Annotated in this window: 16 protein-coding genes; 8 read left to right on the top strand and 8 right to left on the bottom strand. The window is 61.1% G+C overall.

Annotated features, from left to right (window positions below; all coding sequences use genetic code 11):
- Positions 1 to 123: 123 nt before the first annotated feature.
- The 4 genes from ACYJ11_RS12820 to ACYJ11_RS12805 are packed head-to-tail and all read left to right on the top strand — an operon-like array spanning position 124 to position 5,020.
- Positions 124 to 1,128 carry a glycosyltransferase family 2 protein gene (locus ACYJ11_RS12820; RefSeq protein WP_421642430.1) on the top strand — a complete coding sequence of 335 codons (1,005 nt, stop codon included), beginning with the start codon at positions 124 to 126 and terminating at the stop codon, positions 1,126 to 1,128.
- 2 nt (positions 1,129 to 1,130) lie between these two features.
- Complete coding sequence (locus ACYJ11_RS12815) at positions 1,131 to 2,426, top strand: sulfatase (RefSeq protein WP_461648048.1); 1,296 nt, start codon at positions 1,131 to 1,133, stop codon at positions 2,424 to 2,426.
- A gap of 39 nt (positions 2,427 to 2,465) precedes the next feature.
- Positions 2,466 to 3,569, top strand: a complete 1,104-nt coding sequence (locus ACYJ11_RS12810) for a sulfatase-like hydrolase/transferase (protein WP_461648047.1) — start codon at positions 2,466 to 2,468, stop codon at positions 3,567 to 3,569.
- A complete protein-coding gene (locus ACYJ11_RS12805) occupies positions 3,569 to 5,020 on the top strand; it encodes a lipopolysaccharide biosynthesis protein (RefSeq protein ID WP_461648046.1) in 1,452 nt (483 codons plus the stop codon). The genes ACYJ11_RS12810 and ACYJ11_RS12805 overlap by 1 nt, the downstream gene beginning before the upstream one ends.
- 36 nt (positions 5,021 to 5,056) lie before the next feature.
- Here the strand turns inward: ACYJ11_RS12805 and aglG are convergent, their stop codons facing one another.
- The gene (gene aglG, locus ACYJ11_RS12800) at positions 5,057 to 5,992 is read right to left on the bottom strand and encodes a glucosyl-dolichyl phosphate glucuronosyltransferase (RefSeq protein ID WP_461648045.1); all 936 of its coding nucleotides are present in this window, start codon (positions 5,990 to 5,992) and stop codon (positions 5,057 to 5,059) included.
- A gap of 96 nt (positions 5,993 to 6,088) precedes the next feature.
- On the opposite strand from aglG, the gene ACYJ11_RS12795 reads away from it, so the two are divergent.
- Complete coding sequence (locus ACYJ11_RS12795) at positions 6,089 to 8,911, top strand: oligosaccharyl transferase, archaeosortase A system-associated (RefSeq protein WP_461648044.1); 2,823 nt, start codon at positions 6,089 to 6,091, stop codon at positions 8,909 to 8,911.
- Positions 8,912 to 9,045: 134 nt separating this feature from the next.
- Here the strand turns inward: ACYJ11_RS12795 and ACYJ11_RS12790 are convergent, their stop codons facing one another.
- The 4 genes from ACYJ11_RS12790 to ACYJ11_RS12775 form a co-directional block, all read right to left on the bottom strand.
- On the bottom strand, positions 9,046 to 9,225 hold the full coding sequence (locus tag ACYJ11_RS12790; protein WP_004593110.1) for an HEWD family protein: 180 nt from the start codon (positions 9,223 to 9,225) through the stop codon (positions 9,046 to 9,048).
- A gap of 128 nt (positions 9,226 to 9,353) precedes the next feature.
- Positions 9,354 to 9,809: a hypothetical protein gene (locus ACYJ11_RS12785; protein WP_005534939.1), complete on the bottom strand. Its 456-nt coding sequence runs from the start codon at positions 9,807 to 9,809 to the stop codon at positions 9,354 to 9,356.
- 106 nt (positions 9,810 to 9,915) lie between these two features.
- Positions 9,916 to 10,359 (bottom strand): acyl-CoA thioesterase, encoded by a 444-nt coding sequence (locus tag ACYJ11_RS12780; protein ID WP_461648043.1) that lies wholly within the window; start codon positions 10,357 to 10,359, stop codon positions 9,916 to 9,918.
- 57 nt (positions 10,360 to 10,416) lie between these two features.
- Positions 10,417 to 10,692 carry a PadR family transcriptional regulator gene (locus ACYJ11_RS12775; RefSeq protein WP_004515723.1) on the bottom strand — a complete coding sequence of 92 codons (276 nt, stop codon included), beginning with the start codon at positions 10,690 to 10,692 and terminating at the stop codon, positions 10,417 to 10,419.
- 247 nt (positions 10,693 to 10,939) lie between these two features.
- Here ACYJ11_RS12775 and ACYJ11_RS12770 point away from each other — a divergent pair, with 247 nt between their 5' ends.
- The 3 genes from ACYJ11_RS12770 to purM all read left to right on the top strand — a co-directional run bounded on the left by ACYJ11_RS12770 (position 10,940) and on the right by purM (position 14,224).
- Positions 10,940 to 12,472 (top strand): TraB/GumN family protein, encoded by a 1,533-nt coding sequence (locus tag ACYJ11_RS12770; protein WP_461648042.1) that lies wholly within the window; start codon positions 10,940 to 10,942, stop codon positions 12,470 to 12,472.
- Positions 12,472 to 13,146 carry a site-2 protease family protein gene (locus ACYJ11_RS12765; RefSeq protein WP_188976536.1) on the top strand — a complete coding sequence of 225 codons (675 nt, stop codon included), beginning with the start codon at positions 12,472 to 12,474 and terminating at the stop codon, positions 13,144 to 13,146. Before ACYJ11_RS12770 ends, ACYJ11_RS12765 begins: the two co-directional genes overlap by 1 nt.
- Positions 13,147 to 13,207: 61 nt before the next feature.
- A complete protein-coding gene (purM, locus tag ACYJ11_RS12760) occupies positions 13,208 to 14,224 on the top strand; it encodes a phosphoribosylformylglycinamidine cyclo-ligase (RefSeq protein WP_461648041.1) in 1,017 nt (338 codons plus the stop codon).
- Positions 14,225 to 14,260: 36 nt separating this feature from the next.
- Here purM and ACYJ11_RS12755 read toward each other — a convergent pair whose 3' ends face one another.
- The 3 genes from ACYJ11_RS12755 to ACYJ11_RS12745 form a co-directional block, all read right to left on the bottom strand.
- The gene (locus ACYJ11_RS12755; protein ID WP_170097938.1) at positions 14,261 to 14,440 is read right to left on the bottom strand and encodes a hypothetical protein; all 180 of its coding nucleotides are present in this window, start codon (positions 14,438 to 14,440) and stop codon (positions 14,261 to 14,263) included.
- A gap of 86 nt (positions 14,441 to 14,526) precedes the next feature.
- Positions 14,527 to 15,069, bottom strand: a complete 543-nt coding sequence (locus ACYJ11_RS12750) for a CBS domain-containing protein (protein ID WP_005534977.1) — start codon at positions 15,067 to 15,069, stop codon at positions 14,527 to 14,529.
- A gap of 70 nt (positions 15,070 to 15,139) precedes the next feature.
- Positions 15,140 to 15,511, bottom strand: coding sequence for a DUF555 domain-containing protein (locus ACYJ11_RS12745; RefSeq protein WP_004515717.1), 372 nt, complete (start codon positions 15,509 to 15,511; stop codon positions 15,140 to 15,142).
- Positions 15,512 to 15,545: the final 34 nt, after the last annotated feature.

Raw genomic sequence — 15,545 nt, 5'->3', positions numbered from 1 at the left:
AAGACTAAACACAAGTCTAAGGCGATAATTATCGTAATATCTACGGTATTGACATTGCTCGTCCGGGTAGCAAATGGCAACTGTTAATAAATGCGCATCTTGTAGCACATACAGAGCCTCAGAATGGCAAAGACAGGGAGCGTGCCGGATGGGTCGGTCGTATCAGCGACAGACACCGACAGTGACGTCCAGACATCTGTCGTGCTTCCTGCGTATAACGAGTCCGAAAATCTGGAGCCGCTGATCGACGAGATTCAGTCTACGTTCCGCGACAATACGACGTACGGCCCGTACGAGATAGTTATCGTTGACGACGGGAGCACGGACGGGACGGCCGAGACGATACGGGAGATCGCGACAGACCGTGACGAAGTGACGGGGGTCTTACTTCGACGCAACTTCGGGCAGAGCGCCGCTCTGGCCGCTGGAATCGACTACGCTACGGGAGCGTACATCGTCACGATGGACGCTGACCGCCAGAATAACCCGACAGACATTCCGAAGCTTCTCACGAAACTCGAAGAGGGGTACGACTGCGTCAGCGGGTGGCGACGCGACCGCGACGACCCGCTCTCGAAAACCATTCCCTCGGCGATACAGACACGGTTGGCGATGCTGACCGGCCCGGATATTCACGACTTCGGTTGTACACTGACCGCGTACCGGGCAGAGGGGTTGAAAGAGATAGACCTCTACGGAGAGGGCCACCGGTACATCCCGGCGAAGTTACACAAACGCGGGTACAAGATAACGGAACTGCCCGTCGACCACCGGCCACGGACCGCTGGTGAGACGAAGTACGGCATGAAACGGCTGGTCAAAGGGTTCGTCGACCTCCTGTTTCACGTCTTCTGGAACCGGTTTTCCACCCGTCCGTCGCACTTCTTCGGTGGTATCGGACTGGTTCTGATGACGGTCGGTGGCCTCATCGGGTCCCACATGGTGTTTCTCAAGTACGCTTTTGGAGAGTCACTTGCACCGCACGTCCCGCGGCTGATTCTGACTGTCGCTCTCGTCATATTCGGCGTACAGCTCGTGATGTTCGGGTTCCTCGCAGAGATGATCGTGAAACAGCAGTATCGGGACGAGCAACCGTACCGCGTTAACGCCATCATCGGTGAAGACTGACAATGCAAGATTTCGACTCAAACACTATCGAGAACGTATTACTCGTTAGTATCGACTGTCTCCGTGAAGACTGGCTTCAGCGGGGAATCTCCGAGGGCATCGTCCCGACGCTCGAACGACTCGCAACGGATGGCCTGTACTTCGATCAGGCGTTCACCGTTGCGAACACCACCGACCCGAGTCTCACGTCATTCATGACAGCCTCGTACCCCCATACGCACGGCGTGCAGGAGAATGGCTGGGGGCTCGACGAATCCGTGCCCGTACTAGCGGAGGAAATACAGGAGGCCGGGAACGACACGTTCGGTGTCGTCAGCGTCGATCACCTCAGTGACGAACACTCGGGGCTCGGACGCGGATTCGACGAGTACTGCGACGGCGGCGGCTCCTACGACACGCTGTATCCGATTTTAAGCCGGATATACGACACGAAGACGTTCAATACGGTGTTCGGCGCAGTGAAGAATATCGGCACGGAGCAGTGGAACCTCAAGTCGCTTCTACGCCAGACGGGACTCATCAGACTGCATTGCCGAACGGCCAAGAGCGTGACACAGGACGCTGTCGACCAGCTCGACCGCGTTGACAGCCCCTTCTTCGGCTGGGTGCACTACTTCGATATGCACGAGCCGCGCAACTACGACCGCAGCGACCTCGAATCCCACGACGAGTACACAGCGGCGATGAAGCTCGTCGACGGGTACGTCCAGCAGCTACTCGACGAACTCGAAGCGCGGAACCTCCGCGAAGAGACACTCGTGATCCTTACCGCCGACCACGGCGAGGCGCTGGACGACCACGGATACACGGGTCACGGCCGCCAGCTCTACGACGAGGAACTCCACGTCCCCCTCGCGTTCCACCATCCGGATATCGAACCGGAAACCGTCTCCGATCAGGTCCGGACGATCGACATCGCGCCGACAGTGCTGGACCTGCTGGATGTCGAAGTACCGGCGGAGTTTGAGGGACGGAGCGTTCGTGAGAACGACGACGGCACGCCGCCGGGTGATCGTGACGCGTTCCTGACGGCCTATCCGGAGTTCACGGAGTCAATCGGCCTCCGCACGCCGGGATGGAAACTGATTCGTGAGGGGTCCGATCACGAACTGTATGACCTGTCCGCTGACCCCGGTGAAGAGACCGACCTCGTCGCGGCCGGAGCGACCGATGAAACGCCGTACGACGCCCTCCACGAAAAGCTACAGGTGTGGGATAGCGCCGGAAACGAAGTCAGCGGTCAGGACGTTGATGCCGATACCCAAGAGATGTTGGAAGACCTCGGGTACGTGGACTGATCGCAGGACTCAAGTGTTTCTCAGTCAGTGCTGGTAGCAATGAGAGATGTCATCTTCGTTACCGCAGACTCTGTCCGCTATGATTTTGTGGACGCAATGGAGTTCGTTTCTACGTTCTCGCAACATCGGGGCGTGACCGGAGCCCACTACACGCGCCCCAGCCTCGCCAGTATTCTCACTGCGTCGTATCAGGGGGCTATCGAGTCCCGCGCGGTATCCCCGACAGTTGCCGAAGCGTTCTCGCAGGCCGGATACACGACGATCGGTCTCTCCTCGTCGCCCCACACTGATCCACGATTCGGGTTCGATACCGGGTTCGACGTGTACGAGAATTACTGTGACGCAGGCAATCGCGGCAATCCTCTTCGCCAGTTCGCGTCACAGTTCGACCTCATTCGAAAAGTCTACCACCGCTTCCGACCACCTCACGCGAAGTTATCAAATCGCCTTCCCGACGACGAACTCATCGACAACGCGATCACGGCGTTCAACGATGAGTCGGGGCCGCGGTTCATGTGGCTCCACATGATGGGGACACATCGTCCGTACGGTCTCGGCGACGATGCCGTACCGAAAGAGATCGACCGAAAGGCGCTGTTCGCCCCTGAAAAACTCAGCGCGGACGAAAAGGAGACGATTACGCAAAAGTACCGCCAGACCCTCTCTCGGGCGGATGCCGAAATAAAGCGCCTCGTCGACTCCGTTGACTCGTCGGACCCACTCGTCGTGTTCAGTTCGGATCACGGCGACGAGTTCGGCGAAGATGGTCACTACTTCCACCAGCCACAGCGGCGACGGGTGGTCGACACGCTGACTACCGTGCCTGTGGCGACGAACGACCTCTCGCTGTGTGAGCCACTCAGCGTTCTCGACATCGCGCCGTCACTACTGGGTGCAGTCGGCGGCGAGATCCCCTCCGGGTGGCACGGGAAAGATGTCCGTGAGACGCCACGAGATCAGACGCTCACTATCGCGCCGTGGCACGGAACGACGACCGTCGCGTGGCAGGACTTCGAGACGAAGATCGTGAGCCGCGATTCAGATGTGTCGATGGTCCGGGACGGCGAAACGGTCGACGTCGAGCGCAACGACGTGGACGAAGACCTCAAACAACAGATGCGCGACCTCGGTTACGTCGAGTGATGGCCGATGACGGTAGCATTCTGAAAGGATACCTTTCGGTCTTTACAGGGGACCTCGGCCGGCTCCTGACGTTCGCCGTTTTCATCCCGTTACTGGTCCGTACCGTTGGCCAGGACGGGTTCGGGACCTACGCGCTGGTGATGGCGATTTTCCTTCCGAGCCGGAAGATACTGAACCTCGGCCTGTTCGAAGCGACCAAGACGTACGCGTCGCGGGAGACCGGTGACGACCGAACGAGCGTTGTCACGACATCGTTCGTACTTCACGCTGTGAGCCTGCTTGTCGGGATTCCAGCCCTGATCGGGCTCATCACCTGGTTTGCCGACGGAACACTCCAGTCTGCCCTGTATCTGATGCTCGGTGCGGTCATCGGTGAGCAGTTGTACTACTTCGGTCGCGGCGTTCTCCACGCGTACAAACGGGAGGAGCTCGCTGAACCCCTCGTCCCTGCTCGGTCTGTCATCCTCGCTGTCGTGGGACTCACGCTCGCGGGTGCCGGGTACGGCGTTCCGGGTGTGTTTGCCGGCTTCGCGACAGGGTTTCTGCTCACTGGAATTCTTTCGACGACACTGGCGTTCCGTGAGGCTGGTGTCTTCCCGTCCGTTCGTCGCTTAGCTCTCAAAACGTATACGCGACCACTGGTTCGGTTCGGTGTTCAGTCGATGGCGCTTACGCTCCTGTTGACGAGCATGTACAAAGTCGATGTTCTGCTGGTCAGCCATTTCTGGGACGCGACGAAAACCGGGCACTACCGGGCGGCGCTGCAGGTTTCGGAGTTCATGTGGGTCGTTTCGGTGGCGATGGAGATGGTGATGATCCAGTCGACAGCGGACCTCTGGGAAGACGGACAGATAGACCGCCTTACCTCACTGCTGTCACGGCTCCTCCGATACGTCATCGTTCTAACGGTTTTGCTCGTCGCCGGCGTGTTCGTCTTGGGCGAGCAGTTCCTCACCGTGTACTTCGGTGCGCCATACGAGGCCAGCGTCCGCCCCCTACAGGTACTCTTGCCGGGCGTGCTGGGCTTTGCTGTCGCACGGGTTATCTGGCCGGTGTTGCAGGCAGGTGGGCACTTGCGACAATTACTGCTCGCAACGGGGGCGTCAGTGGTCGTCAACGTCGTCCTGAACGTGCTGTTGATACCGCGTGTCGGCATCGTCGGCGCAGCTATCGGCACCTCGACGGCGTACGGACTCATGGCGGTGACTCACGTTTTAGCCGCGCGCAACGTCGGCCTCAGGCCGCTCACCGGGTTCCCGGCTGTTCGAGTTCTCGTCCTCGGCGTCGGTACGACCCTGCTGTTGCTCGCACTGGAACCGTACGGTCCGTGGTTTGTTGACCTGAGCGTCCTCCCGCTCGTTGGACTGGGCGTCTATGCGCTCGGGAGCCACATCTCCGGCGTCCTGACTATCGGCGAGGCGACCGAAGTCCTGGATTCGGTGTTGAACTAAACGACTGTTACAGAAGTAACGTTCTGGAGGCGACGGCTACCGCCAGACGTACATTCCGTAAAGGTATCCGACGCCGACGCTGCCGGTGAGAAGAAAGAGAAAGAACAGCTGCAGAACTGCGCCGAGCGACGGGGACGCAACTAGTTCACGGAGACGTGACGGGAGGAACCGAAACAGCAGGTCTCCGAGGAAATCGGACTCCTCACCGGTCGATTCGGGAACGAACACTTCCATCCCGCGCTTCGAGTACCCCTGCCAGAACGCGCGGTCGACAAGCCAGCCGGGATCGGTCCGGTAGTCGAATATCTTGTGGGCGACGAGCGCATCCGGTGTGTAGTACACACCTTCGTCGTATTCCGATCGCAGGCGCGCGCAGAGTTCCGTCTCACCACCCTGCAGGTTCTTTTCGCCCTGGCGGCCGCCGATATCGTCGTCGAAACCGCCCAGTTCGAGAAACACGTCCCGGTCGAAGGAGATGTTCGAGCCGAAGGTGTTGCGAACAACGCCGGGTTCGTCGGGGTCGCCGTTCGGTCCGAAGCCGCGGTGTGTGACACCGATGAGCCAGTAGAACTCCGCGGGCAGAAAACTGGGTTTGCCGGCGACCCACGCCGGCGTCATCCGGCCGCCGACCGCGAGCGCGTCGTGCCGTTCGTAGGCATCAACTAGCGCCTCCATCCACTCTTCATCGGCGATCGCGTCGTCGTCGATGAACGCGACAACGTCTCCGGTAGCGACTTCGGCCCCGTTGTTCCGGCTCTCTAGCAGCCCGACGTTTTCGTCGTTACAGTGAGTCAGGACGTCGTCACGGTCGCCGAAGTCAGACGCGTACTGTTCGTACACGTCCCGGTCACCGTCCGAGACTAGCACCAGTTCCACGTCGTCGTAGGTCTGGGCTAAGACGCTCTCGGCCGCCGCCCGGCAGTCGTCGTATCGCTCCATCGTGTGCGTACAGAGCACGACCGAGACTCGCATGGTCGGTGGTGTGCCACCGGTGCTGTTAGGCGTTTCCATCCTGCGCTCGCATAGAGGTCAAAAGGCTTATGCGCGCCTTGGCAGTTTTTCCGTGCAATGAGTCAATCACGGGGCTATCTTGACGACAACCCCGAACTCGAGTCCGCCCTGGAGTGGGCCGAGCGCTGGTACCACGTTCCGGGCCTCCTGGTACTGCTCGGGTTCATGCTGTGGAATCGTGTCCAGAGTTGGGAGAACTTCATTGTTGACGGCGAGGTACTCTTCAGCGGGAACGACGCATGGTATCACTACCGATCGACCCAGTACGTCGTTAACAACTGGCCCGCGACGATGCCGTTCGACCCCTGGACGGCGTTCCCATACGGGACCAGTAACGGGCAGTTCGGGACGCTGTTCGATCAGATCGTCGCAACGGTCGCCCTGATTGTCGGTCTAGGTTCGCCCAGCGATCAGACTGTTGCAATGACGCTCCTGTTTGCTCCCGCCGTACTCGGGACGCTCGTTGCGATTCCGACGTACCTTATCGGACGGCGACTCGGCGGCCGCCTCGGCGGCGTAACTGCAGTTACTGTGATGGCATTCTCGACGGGGTGGCTCCTACGACGAAGCCTCGTCGGGTTCTCCGACCACCACGTCGCAGAAGCCCTCTTCCAAGCACTCGGCGTCCTTGGCGTCATGGTGGCCGTCAGCGTCGCCGCGCGGGACAAACCGATCTACGAGCAGTTCATCGAACGAGATATAGACGCACTCCGGGATACCATCAGCTGGTCCATGCTGGCCGGTGTGGCAATTGCGATGTATCTCTGGGTCTGGCCGCCCGGTGTACTCCTTCTCGGGATACTCGGCGTCTTCTTCCTGATCCGACTGTGTCTGGAATATGTTCACGACAGCAGCCCGGAACACACGGCTATCGCGGGCGCAATCACGATGGCAACTGCCGCTGTGGTGAGTGCATCGAGAATTACCGTCCTAGAGGTCACAGCAACCTCTCAGTCCCTGCTACAGCCGGGACTGGCGTTGGCTGTCGGCCTCGGTTGCGTGTTCATGGCGTGGCTAGCCCGATTCATGGAGCAGCGCGAGTACGGCCGGTACGTGTATCCAGCGACCGTGTTCGCAATCCTCGCTGTCGGGGCCGTTCTGATGGCAGTGTTGACTCCGAGTCTGTGGGACTTCTTCACGCGGAACGTAACAAGGGTCGTCGGATTCAGTATCAGCGAAACGGCCGGCACTGTCGGTGAAGCCGCCCCGCTACGGGACGCCAGCGTCCTGTTCGACGCACACGGGTTCGCTGTCATCGTTGCGGCGATCGGTGGCCTGTTTTTGCTCGGAAAGCAGTTCCTCTCCGACGACGCGCCCGCCGAGGAGCTGCTCGTTGTTGTCTGGGCAGTGTTCATTCTACTGGCCGCGTTTACCCAGCAGCGGTTCGCGTACTATCTGGCTGCGCCGATTGCAGTGCTGTCAGGGCTGGTCGTCGGCCGATTCATCCGCTGGTTCGATTTCAGCGCCGACGACGGCGTCGAATATTATCAGGTCATGACAATTCTCACGGTACTGCTCGTCATCGTCGTTCCGCTGTTCGCCTTCGGCACGACGCCGGTCGAAGCCGGCTCGACCGGTCCCGGGCCGAGTATTCAGGGTTGGGACGAGAGCCTGCAGTGGATGGAAGAGAACACGCCCGCGGAAGGGGCGTACGGCTCCGGTGGTGACGCGACACTCGATTATTACGGCACCTACCAGCAACAGGAAGACTTCGACTATCAAGAAGGGGAATACGGCGTTCTGTCGTGGTGGGACTACGGGCACTGGATTACCACCAGAGCCGAACGGGTTCCGAATGCGAACCCCTTCCAGCAGGGAACCGACACGGCTGCGCCGTTCCTGATCGCACAGAATGAAACGCAGGCCAACAACGTCCTCGACAGCACGGACGAGGACGACGCGAAGACCAGATACATTGCCGTGGACTGGCGGATGGCAGAGACGAACGGGAACCAACCCTACCGCGGGAAGTTCTTCGCACCACCAGCATTCGTCGACGGCGTAGAGGCCAGTGATTACTACAGTCGATTGTACGTCCAGTCACAGGGCAGCGGGGTCCGTCAGGTAACGTTCCAGAAGCAGGCCTACTACGAGACGACGGTGGCACGACTGTACCGGTTCCACGGCAGCGCCGCGGAGCCGCGACCGATCGTCATTGACTGGGAGAACAAGCAGACAAGCCAGGGGGCGCAGTACCGCGGGGCGCCGACCAGCGAAGAGGAACCGGAGGGCCTGCAACAGGGACGGATTGTCCGCGAGTTCGAGAGCATGGAACAGGCCCGTCAGTACGTCGAGCAGGACACGACCTCGCAACTGGGTGGTTTCGGCGACAACCCGAGCGAGCGGGTGCCCGCGCTGGAGCACTACCGCCTGGTCGGCTCCAGTGAGACCGAGGCATTCCCGAACAGTCCGCAGTACCGGCACTCCGCCTGGACGAAGATATTCGAGCGCGTGCCCGGGGCGACGGTCGAAGGGACCGGACCGGCGAACACGACAGTCCAGACCGCCGTGCGGATGCGCAATCCGGCGACGAACAAGACGTTCATCTACCGCCAGCAGACCAAGACAGATCAGAACGGGAACTTCGAGATGACCGTTCCCTACTCGACCACTGGGTACGACGACTGGGGGACTGACGAGGGTTACACGAACGTGAGCGTCCGTGCTGAGACCCAGTACCAGTTCACCGCAGTCGGGACCAACAACGGGGAACGGACCGGATTCACCGGCACTACCGGGGTCACCGAAGGACAGGTCATCGGCGAGGACGACGACGCCGCAACCGTCGAACTGGAGCCGATATCGATTCAGCAGGGCAATGAGACCAGCGATGAATCGCGCGAGCCGATGCCCGAAGACGCGGCTGAAGCGGGCGCATAGCGAGTCCTAACGATCGATCGATAGCCGGCCGCCTGTTGGCTACCGGAGATGTTTTGCAGGATTCTGTTGGCGGACTTCGTTCTAGCAGGGGCGTGCCTGTCTGTCAAAAAGTCGACAGCAGCGGAACGGTGAACTCACTCGGCCAGCGGATTGAACGTGCCGTTGATGTCCCACTCGTGAAGACAGTGCGGGTCGCCGGACTGCTTGGTGCCGTCGTCGGTGACGATACGCCAACTGTGTTGGTCCGGGTCCCACTCGTCGACCCGCCCACACCGTTCACACTCGCGTTTGCGTGGGGTGACGATTTCAGCCATATCTGGTGCAAGCGCGTGGGTGATTATCAGGCTGCCGGTCCCTGACTAGTCGTCCGGAACGATTCAGCGCCGACGACCGGGAGTGCTGTACCGACACTGACGACAGGGGGATGCAACCGCTGCCGTGCTCAAAAGTCCGGGAGGTCATCCGCGCCGACCTCCTCCGCTTCCCAGTCGATGTACTCGTCGGCCAGCACCTCACAGACGACCTGTCCGAACTCGGTCAGTCCGGCGTTGATACCTGAAACAGTGCCCCAGGAATCGATGTCCGGGTGGATCTCCCGCTCGCGCCAGTCCTCGGGCAAGCCCGGAGCGTGGTAGCCGACACGACCTGCGAAGGAGTCCCAGAAGAAATCGAACTCCTCGATGAGTCCCAGGTCCGTGACAATCTTCCACTGGTCGGCATCGAGTGACGCATCCGCGGCCCATTCTTCGAAGGCGTCCGCCCACGCACCGTCGTCGAGGGCCTCGGCGAGGTCCTCGCGACGGTATTCGTCGCCCTGTACGTCTGCATCGTCGTACTCGTCGGCAGCGACGCCGGTAGACAGCTCCGGCCGCTCCGGCGTTTCAACATCGAGTGTCATAGTCGTGGTACGTGGCGGAGCCGAATAAAGCTCATACTGTTGGCTGTCTCTTCGTGACGGTAGTCGTCACTCCGAGGTGACAATACGGTGATTACAGCAGACGGTATCAGCGCTTTGCTTCCCCATCGAGGGCACGCTGCCGCAGTCGTTCACCGCGGTCAGTGTCGGTCGTCACGTCGGGAACGGGAACCGGGTTCCTGTCTTCGTCGACCGCGACGTACACCGAGTACGACTCAGCGGTCGACTCAGTCTCGCCGGTTCTGATATTCTCTCGGGCAGCCCGGAGCCGAACTTTGACGCTCGTTTCGCCAGCATCGTAGACGAAAGCTTCAATCAGGGCCGTATCACCGACAGGTATCGGACGCTTGAAATTTACCTGGTCCATCCGAGCGGTAACGCAGGTTTCGCCGGCAAAGCGCATCGCCGACATCGCTCCGAGTTCGTCCATCCACTTCAGCACGTTCCCCCCGTGGGTCGAACCCAGATGGTTCGAATGGTTGGGCTGGACCATCCAGCGGTTCTCGATATAGGTTTCCAATACCGTTGGCATGGCCCGAGGTTGGCCAGCACGTGGGTTGAGTCTGTCGGACGGGCTTCGAAAACGTTGCTACGCCGAGACGTACTGCGCTTCCCACTCTTTCCGGGCGTCGAGTTCGCGCTGGCCGCGCTTGGTCAGCGTGTAAAAGTTCGTTCGGCGGTCGCGTTCGCCCTTCTCGATAAGCGCTTTCTCGACGAGCGTGTCGAGGTTCGGATACAGTCGGCCGTGGTTGACCTCGCTCTCGTAGTAGTTTTCGAGCTCTTCCTTGATCGCTAACCCGTGGGGCTCGTCAAGGCCTGCAATGACGTACAGCAGGTCCCGCTGGAATCCAGTCAGGTCATACATTGTATATCCGATACAGTCTGACCCTGTACATATCAGTCTTTTGAATCGGTAAATCTATTACGTATTTATACATGCCGTCAGCGTCCAGTAGTTACCACGGCATCTGCGGCTGTATTAACACGAGAGTGCGTAATAGCTTCGCCTCGTGACGTGAACATACAATGCCACAAACATGATTTTGGCCCCCGTTTCTCGGCGGTCACCCGGACCCGACAAGGGTAAAGGAAACGAATGTGTAACGCGGGTGATGACCGAACACGCGGAGTCGGCGGCAGACGAGTTCCCGGAACCGTCAGGGACGGGGCGCGTCGACGTCGTCGGAACCGCTCACGTTTCCGAGCACAGCGTCGAAGAAGTGGAATCAGCGATTGAGGAATCCAAGCCCGATATCGTCGCCGTCGAACTCGACGAGGGTCGGTATCGGCAGATAAAGGGCGAAACGCCCGACGACCTCGATGCGAGCGACCTCCTGCGCGGGAACACCGTCTTTCAGTTCCTCGCATACTGGATGCTGTCGTACATCCAGACCCGGCTGGGCGACCGCTTCGATATCGAGCCGGGGGCAGACATGAAGGCGGGCATCGACACCGCCGAACGCCTCGGTTTGGGCGTCGCACTCGTCGACCGGGACATTCAGACGACCGTCCAGCGGTTCTGGGCGCGGTTGACGGCCGTCGAGAAGCTCAAGCTCGTCGGCAGTCTCGCAGCCGAGATGGGGCCGCCGTTGACCGTCGGACTGACCGTCGGTGCTGTCTTCGGCGGGCTGTTTGCGGTCGTCGCCGGGGCCTTCGGTGGTCCGTTTATCGTCCCGAGTGGAGCGCTTTCGGGGGTTCTGCCGGGGGGCCTCGGCGGGACCGTCGAGGGCTTGCTCGATACGCTGTTGCTCATCTGTGTTGCTGCAGCCGGTATCGGGATTCCCATCGCCGCGCTACTGGTCCAGTTCCGTGGTGAGGCCGATGTCGAGGAGTTCGACATGGAGAAACTGACTGACACCGACGTGGTCAGCGCGATGATGGAGGAGTTCCGTCAGTTCTCCCCCGGCGGCGCGGAGGCGCTCATCGACGAACGCGACGCGTTCATCGCCCACCGGCTCATTGCTCTCCGCGAGGCCGGCTATCACGTCCTCGCCGTCGTCGGCGCCGGCCACCGTGAGGGCATCCAGAACTATCTCGACAACCCGGAGACGCTTCCGCCGATGGAGTCGCTCACCGGAACCGAAGGTGGGCGTCGCGTCTCGCTGTACAAACTCGTCGGCTACGGCTTCGGGGTCGTCTTTCTCATCTTCTTCGGCCTACTTATCCTCGGCGGCGCGAGTCAGGCCGTCTTACTGCAGCTGTTCGTCGCGCTGGTGGTGGTCAACGCCGTGCTGGCCGGCGGGCTGGCGAAGGTGGCCGGCGCGCACTGGTCGAGTGCGGCCGCCGCCGGGGCCTTCGGCTGGCTGACGAGCCTGTTCCCGCTGCTCGCGGCGGGCTGGTTCGCGGGCTACGTCGAGTTGCGATACATCTCCGTCAACATCAGCGATATCGCGACGCTCAACGAGATACTCAACGATCAGGAATCACCGGTGATGGACCTCGTCAGCCGGATGCGTGCGGTACCGCTGTTCCGCCTGATTCTCGTCGTCGCGCTGACGAACGTCGGTAGCGCAATCGCCTCCTACGTCGTGTTCCCGGTGCTGATTCCGTACATCTCCTCGGACATCGGCGGGATGCAAGGTGTCTCACGCCTGCTCTGGCAGGGTGTCCGCGAAGGGACTCAGATACTCGTGGGAGTGCTCTGATGGCGGGCCGACAACGGCGAACCGCCACGGGCTGGACCGTCGCCGGGCTCAGCTTCAGCCAGCGCGAACTCCGGGACCTTCTCGTCGCTTGGCTTGCGCTCGGACTGGCATTTACCTTCTTCCTCGAACGCGAGTTCCGCCGCATCGTCTTCCTCCAGTTCGGTGGGCTGTCGGCGGGCGAAATTCTCAGCACGTTCGCGGTCAGTCTGCTGACCGTCGGCGTCGGCTTCCTGCTACACGAACTGGCTCACAAGGTCGTCGCCGTCCGCTTCGGTCAGATCGCCGCGTTCCAGGCCGACTACCGGATGCTCGGGTTTGCAGTTCTGGGCGGCCTCGCTGGCTTCCTGTTCGCTGCGCCGGGTGCGGTCGTCCACCGCGGCCGCCTCACGGCGAAGCAACACGGCCTCATCGCCGTCGCCGGCCCGGTGACAAACCTCGCGCTCGCTGTCGTGTTCCTCGTTCCCTTCATCGCGGCGCTGCTGTTGAGTACAAGCGGCTTCCTCTGGGAGGTCGCGCGGATGGGCCTGCAGATCAATCTCTTGCTCGCCGGGTTCAACATGCTTCCCTTCGGCCCGCTCGACGGCCGAACGGTTCGGGAATGGAGCACACCGGTGTTTCTCGCCGTCGCGGTGCCGTCGATTCTGCTCGGGGTCGGCGCCCTGTTCGTTCTCTGAGACGGGGGGATGCCTCCGCCGGAACGACGCTCTTTTGCCCGCGCCACGCACGCTCTCGGGTATGACCAACAGCGAGTCCGAGGCTGACGACACAGACGACGAAGATGCGGAGGGGTTGACTTACGCAGAGACCGGTGTGGACATCGACGCCAGCGAGGCGGCCACAAAGGCGCTCATCGGCGCGGCCGGCGAGTTCGAGGGCGACTACGCGGGGCTGGTGGACATCGGCGACCAGTACCTCGCACTCGCAACGGACGGCGTCGGAACGAAGCTCTTGGTCGCAGAAGCCGTCGACGACTACTCGACCATCGGCATCGACTGCATCGCGATGAACGCTAACGACCTCATCGCGACCGGTGTCGAACCGGTGGCGTTCGTCGACTACCTCGCGGTCGAAACACCCGACGAGGAGACGAGCGAGGACATCGGCGCAGGGCTCCGGACTGGGGCCGAGCGGGCCGACGTAGCGCTCGTGGGCGGCGAGACCGCCGTGATGCCGGATGTCATCAAGGGGTTGGACATCGCCGGGACCTGTGCTGGACTGGCACCGAAAGACGCCGTCTTCCCCGGTGAGGCCGAAGCCGGTGACGCTATCGTCGGCTGGCCATCCTCTGGCATCCATTCGAACGGGCTCACGCTCGCTCGCGAGGCAGTCACACAGGACCACGAGTACACCGACCCGTTCCCGCCGAACTCCGACAGGACCATCGCCGAGGAACTACTGACACCGACGCGGATCTACAGCGAGGTGCTTGCGCCGTTGCGGGCCAGCGAGACGCACGCGGCCGCACACGTCACCGGCGGCGGCTGGACAAACCTCACGCGGATGGGGAGCCACCGGTACGAGATCACGGACCCCTTCGAGGCCCAGCCCGTCTTCGAGTTCGTTCAAGCGGAAGGCGAGGTCTCTGACGAAGAGATGCATCGGACGTTCAACATGGGGACTGGGTTTGTCGCTGCGGTCCCCGAGGCCGATGCTGCGGAGATTGTCGCCGACAGCGAGGACGCCCGCGTGATCGGCGAAGTGGCTGACGGAGATGAGGCGGTGTCGATTCGTGATCTCGAACTCACCGAGTGATCTATTCGGGGGCTGCCAGAAACCGATCAGGTGAGCTCAGGCGGACAAGATGTCTTTGCCGGCAGTCTCCTCCGCAATCCGAATCTGGAGCGCCTGTCGGATGTGGTATCTGGCCGCTTCGCTTTCGGCGGTTTCGAGGGCCTTTTCGAGTTCGGCATACAGTGGGTCGCTGGGATTGACCATATGCGTACGTCTCTCATTGGTGAGAATAGACATATACCCCTGACACTGTTTTCGGTAGTAAGCCCCTCCTACAGGTAGTACGCGACCACTATCACAGTTCGCGCTTCTGAGAATTAGAGTTAGCTGACCGTACGCGCGATGTCCGCTTCGGTTATGACACCGATAGTTTCCCCACCTTCGACGACCATCACAGCGGCATTATGGTTCAGGTACGCATCGACTTCGTCGATAGGTGCGTCAGGCTCGACGGTTGCGATAGATTCGTTCATCACTTCAGCCACCGGGAGGTCGCCGACGTTCTCCTCGGGCCGCTGGCGGATGTCGGAGTTACCGATGAGTCCCTGCGGTGCCCCGTCCCGGATGACGGGGACCTGTGAGTACCCCTTCTCGTCCATCACGTCTTTCGTCTGATGGACAGAGTCGTCGGGCGCGACGCCAACAACGGGCGAGTTCATCAGGTCGCGGGCCTTGATGATGCCGCCTTCAGCCTCCTCCAGAGCGGTCACGATTCGCCGAAGTGTCGACAGCCGTGGGTCCACGTCGCCGCCTTCGATACGCGCAATAAGGGGTTGGGAGACGTCAGCCCGCTCCGCCAGTTCGCTCTGGGTCAGCCCGAGTTCGTTGCGGCGCTCACGCAGGTCCTGTGGCGTCGGTAAGTCCATATCTGTAATTACCATGGGTAATATAAAAAGCCCACGGCTACTGCGCCAAGCGAATCAAGGAGCGCTTCGGTTATGCTTCGGCTTCGGCTTCGTCCTCGTCGGCTTCGGTCTCGAATACCTCAACGACTTTCAGCGGGACGTCCCGGAGTGCGCCACCGATCTCGCTCTTGGCGATCCGCTGGGCGTGCTCTGGGGATTCGGCGTTGAACACGTCCATCTCGAGTACCAGTCCGACGAGCGCCGTATCGGCTGCGATGAACGCCGAGTCGAACGGTTCGCCACAGGCCGGGCAACCGGTCGCGCCGACCTCGACCTCGACGTAGTCCATCTCGGCCTCGTTGAGCCGCTTCCCCGCTTCGCTCACTGCTACACCGATAGCGTCGTCGATGTCGTCTACGTCACGAACCAGCCAGGCTGCTTCCATCGCCACGAGGTAGTTCATACACTAGCTCTCGTGGCCCGACTATTCGATAGTT

It is taken from the genome of Haloarcula sp. H-GB5 (genome assembly GCF_054850705.1).
Note: the sequence above shows the minus strand (reverse complement) of the source record. Positions and strands in the feature narration are given on the sequence as shown.

Coding starts and splice junctions, on each gene's coding strand:
- ACYJ11_RS12820 (WP_421642430.1), top strand. CDS start 124: ATGGCAAAGACAGGGAGCGTGCCGGATGGGTCGGTCGTATCAGCGACA.
- ACYJ11_RS12815 (WP_461648048.1), top strand. CDS start 1,131: ATGCAAGATTTCGACTCAAACACTATCGAGAACGTATTACTCGTTAGT.
- ACYJ11_RS12810 (WP_461648047.1), top strand. CDS start 2,466: ATGAGAGATGTCATCTTCGTTACCGCAGACTCTGTCCGCTATGATTTT.
- ACYJ11_RS12805 (WP_461648046.1), top strand. CDS start 3,569: ATGGCCGATGACGGTAGCATTCTGAAAGGATACCTTTCGGTCTTTACA.
- aglG (WP_461648045.1), bottom strand. CDS start 5,992: ATGCGAGTCTCGGTCGTGCTCTGTACGCACACGATGGAGCGATACGAC.
- ACYJ11_RS12795 (WP_461648044.1), top strand. CDS start 6,089: ATGAGTCAATCACGGGGCTATCTTGACGACAACCCCGAACTCGAGTCC.
- ACYJ11_RS12790 (WP_004593110.1), bottom strand. CDS start 9,225: ATGGCTGAAATCGTCACCCCACGCAAACGCGAGTGTGAACGGTGTGGG.
- ACYJ11_RS12785 (WP_005534939.1), bottom strand. CDS start 9,809: ATGACACTCGATGTTGAAACGCCGGAGCGGCCGGAGCTGTCTACCGGC.
- ACYJ11_RS12780 (WP_461648043.1), bottom strand. CDS start 10,359: ATGCCAACGGTATTGGAAACCTATATCGAGAACCGCTGGATGGTCCAG.
- ACYJ11_RS12775 (WP_004515723.1), bottom strand. CDS start 10,692: ATGTATGACCTGACTGGATTCCAGCGGGACCTGCTGTACGTCATTGCA.
- ACYJ11_RS12770 (WP_461648042.1), top strand. CDS start 10,940: ATGACCGAACACGCGGAGTCGGCGGCAGACGAGTTCCCGGAACCGTCA.
- ACYJ11_RS12765 (WP_188976536.1), top strand. CDS start 12,472: ATGGCGGGCCGACAACGGCGAACCGCCACGGGCTGGACCGTCGCCGGG.
- purM (WP_461648041.1), top strand. CDS start 13,208: ATGACCAACAGCGAGTCCGAGGCTGACGACACAGACGACGAAGATGCG.
- ACYJ11_RS12755 (WP_170097938.1), bottom strand. CDS start 14,440: ATGTCTATTCTCACCAATGAGAGACGTACGCATATGGTCAATCCCAGC.
- ACYJ11_RS12750 (WP_005534977.1), bottom strand. CDS start 15,069: ATGGACTTACCGACGCCACAGGACCTGCGTGAGCGCCGCAACGAACTC.
- ACYJ11_RS12745 (WP_004515717.1), bottom strand. CDS start 15,511: ATGAACTACCTCGTGGCGATGGAAGCAGCCTGGCTGGTTCGTGACGTA.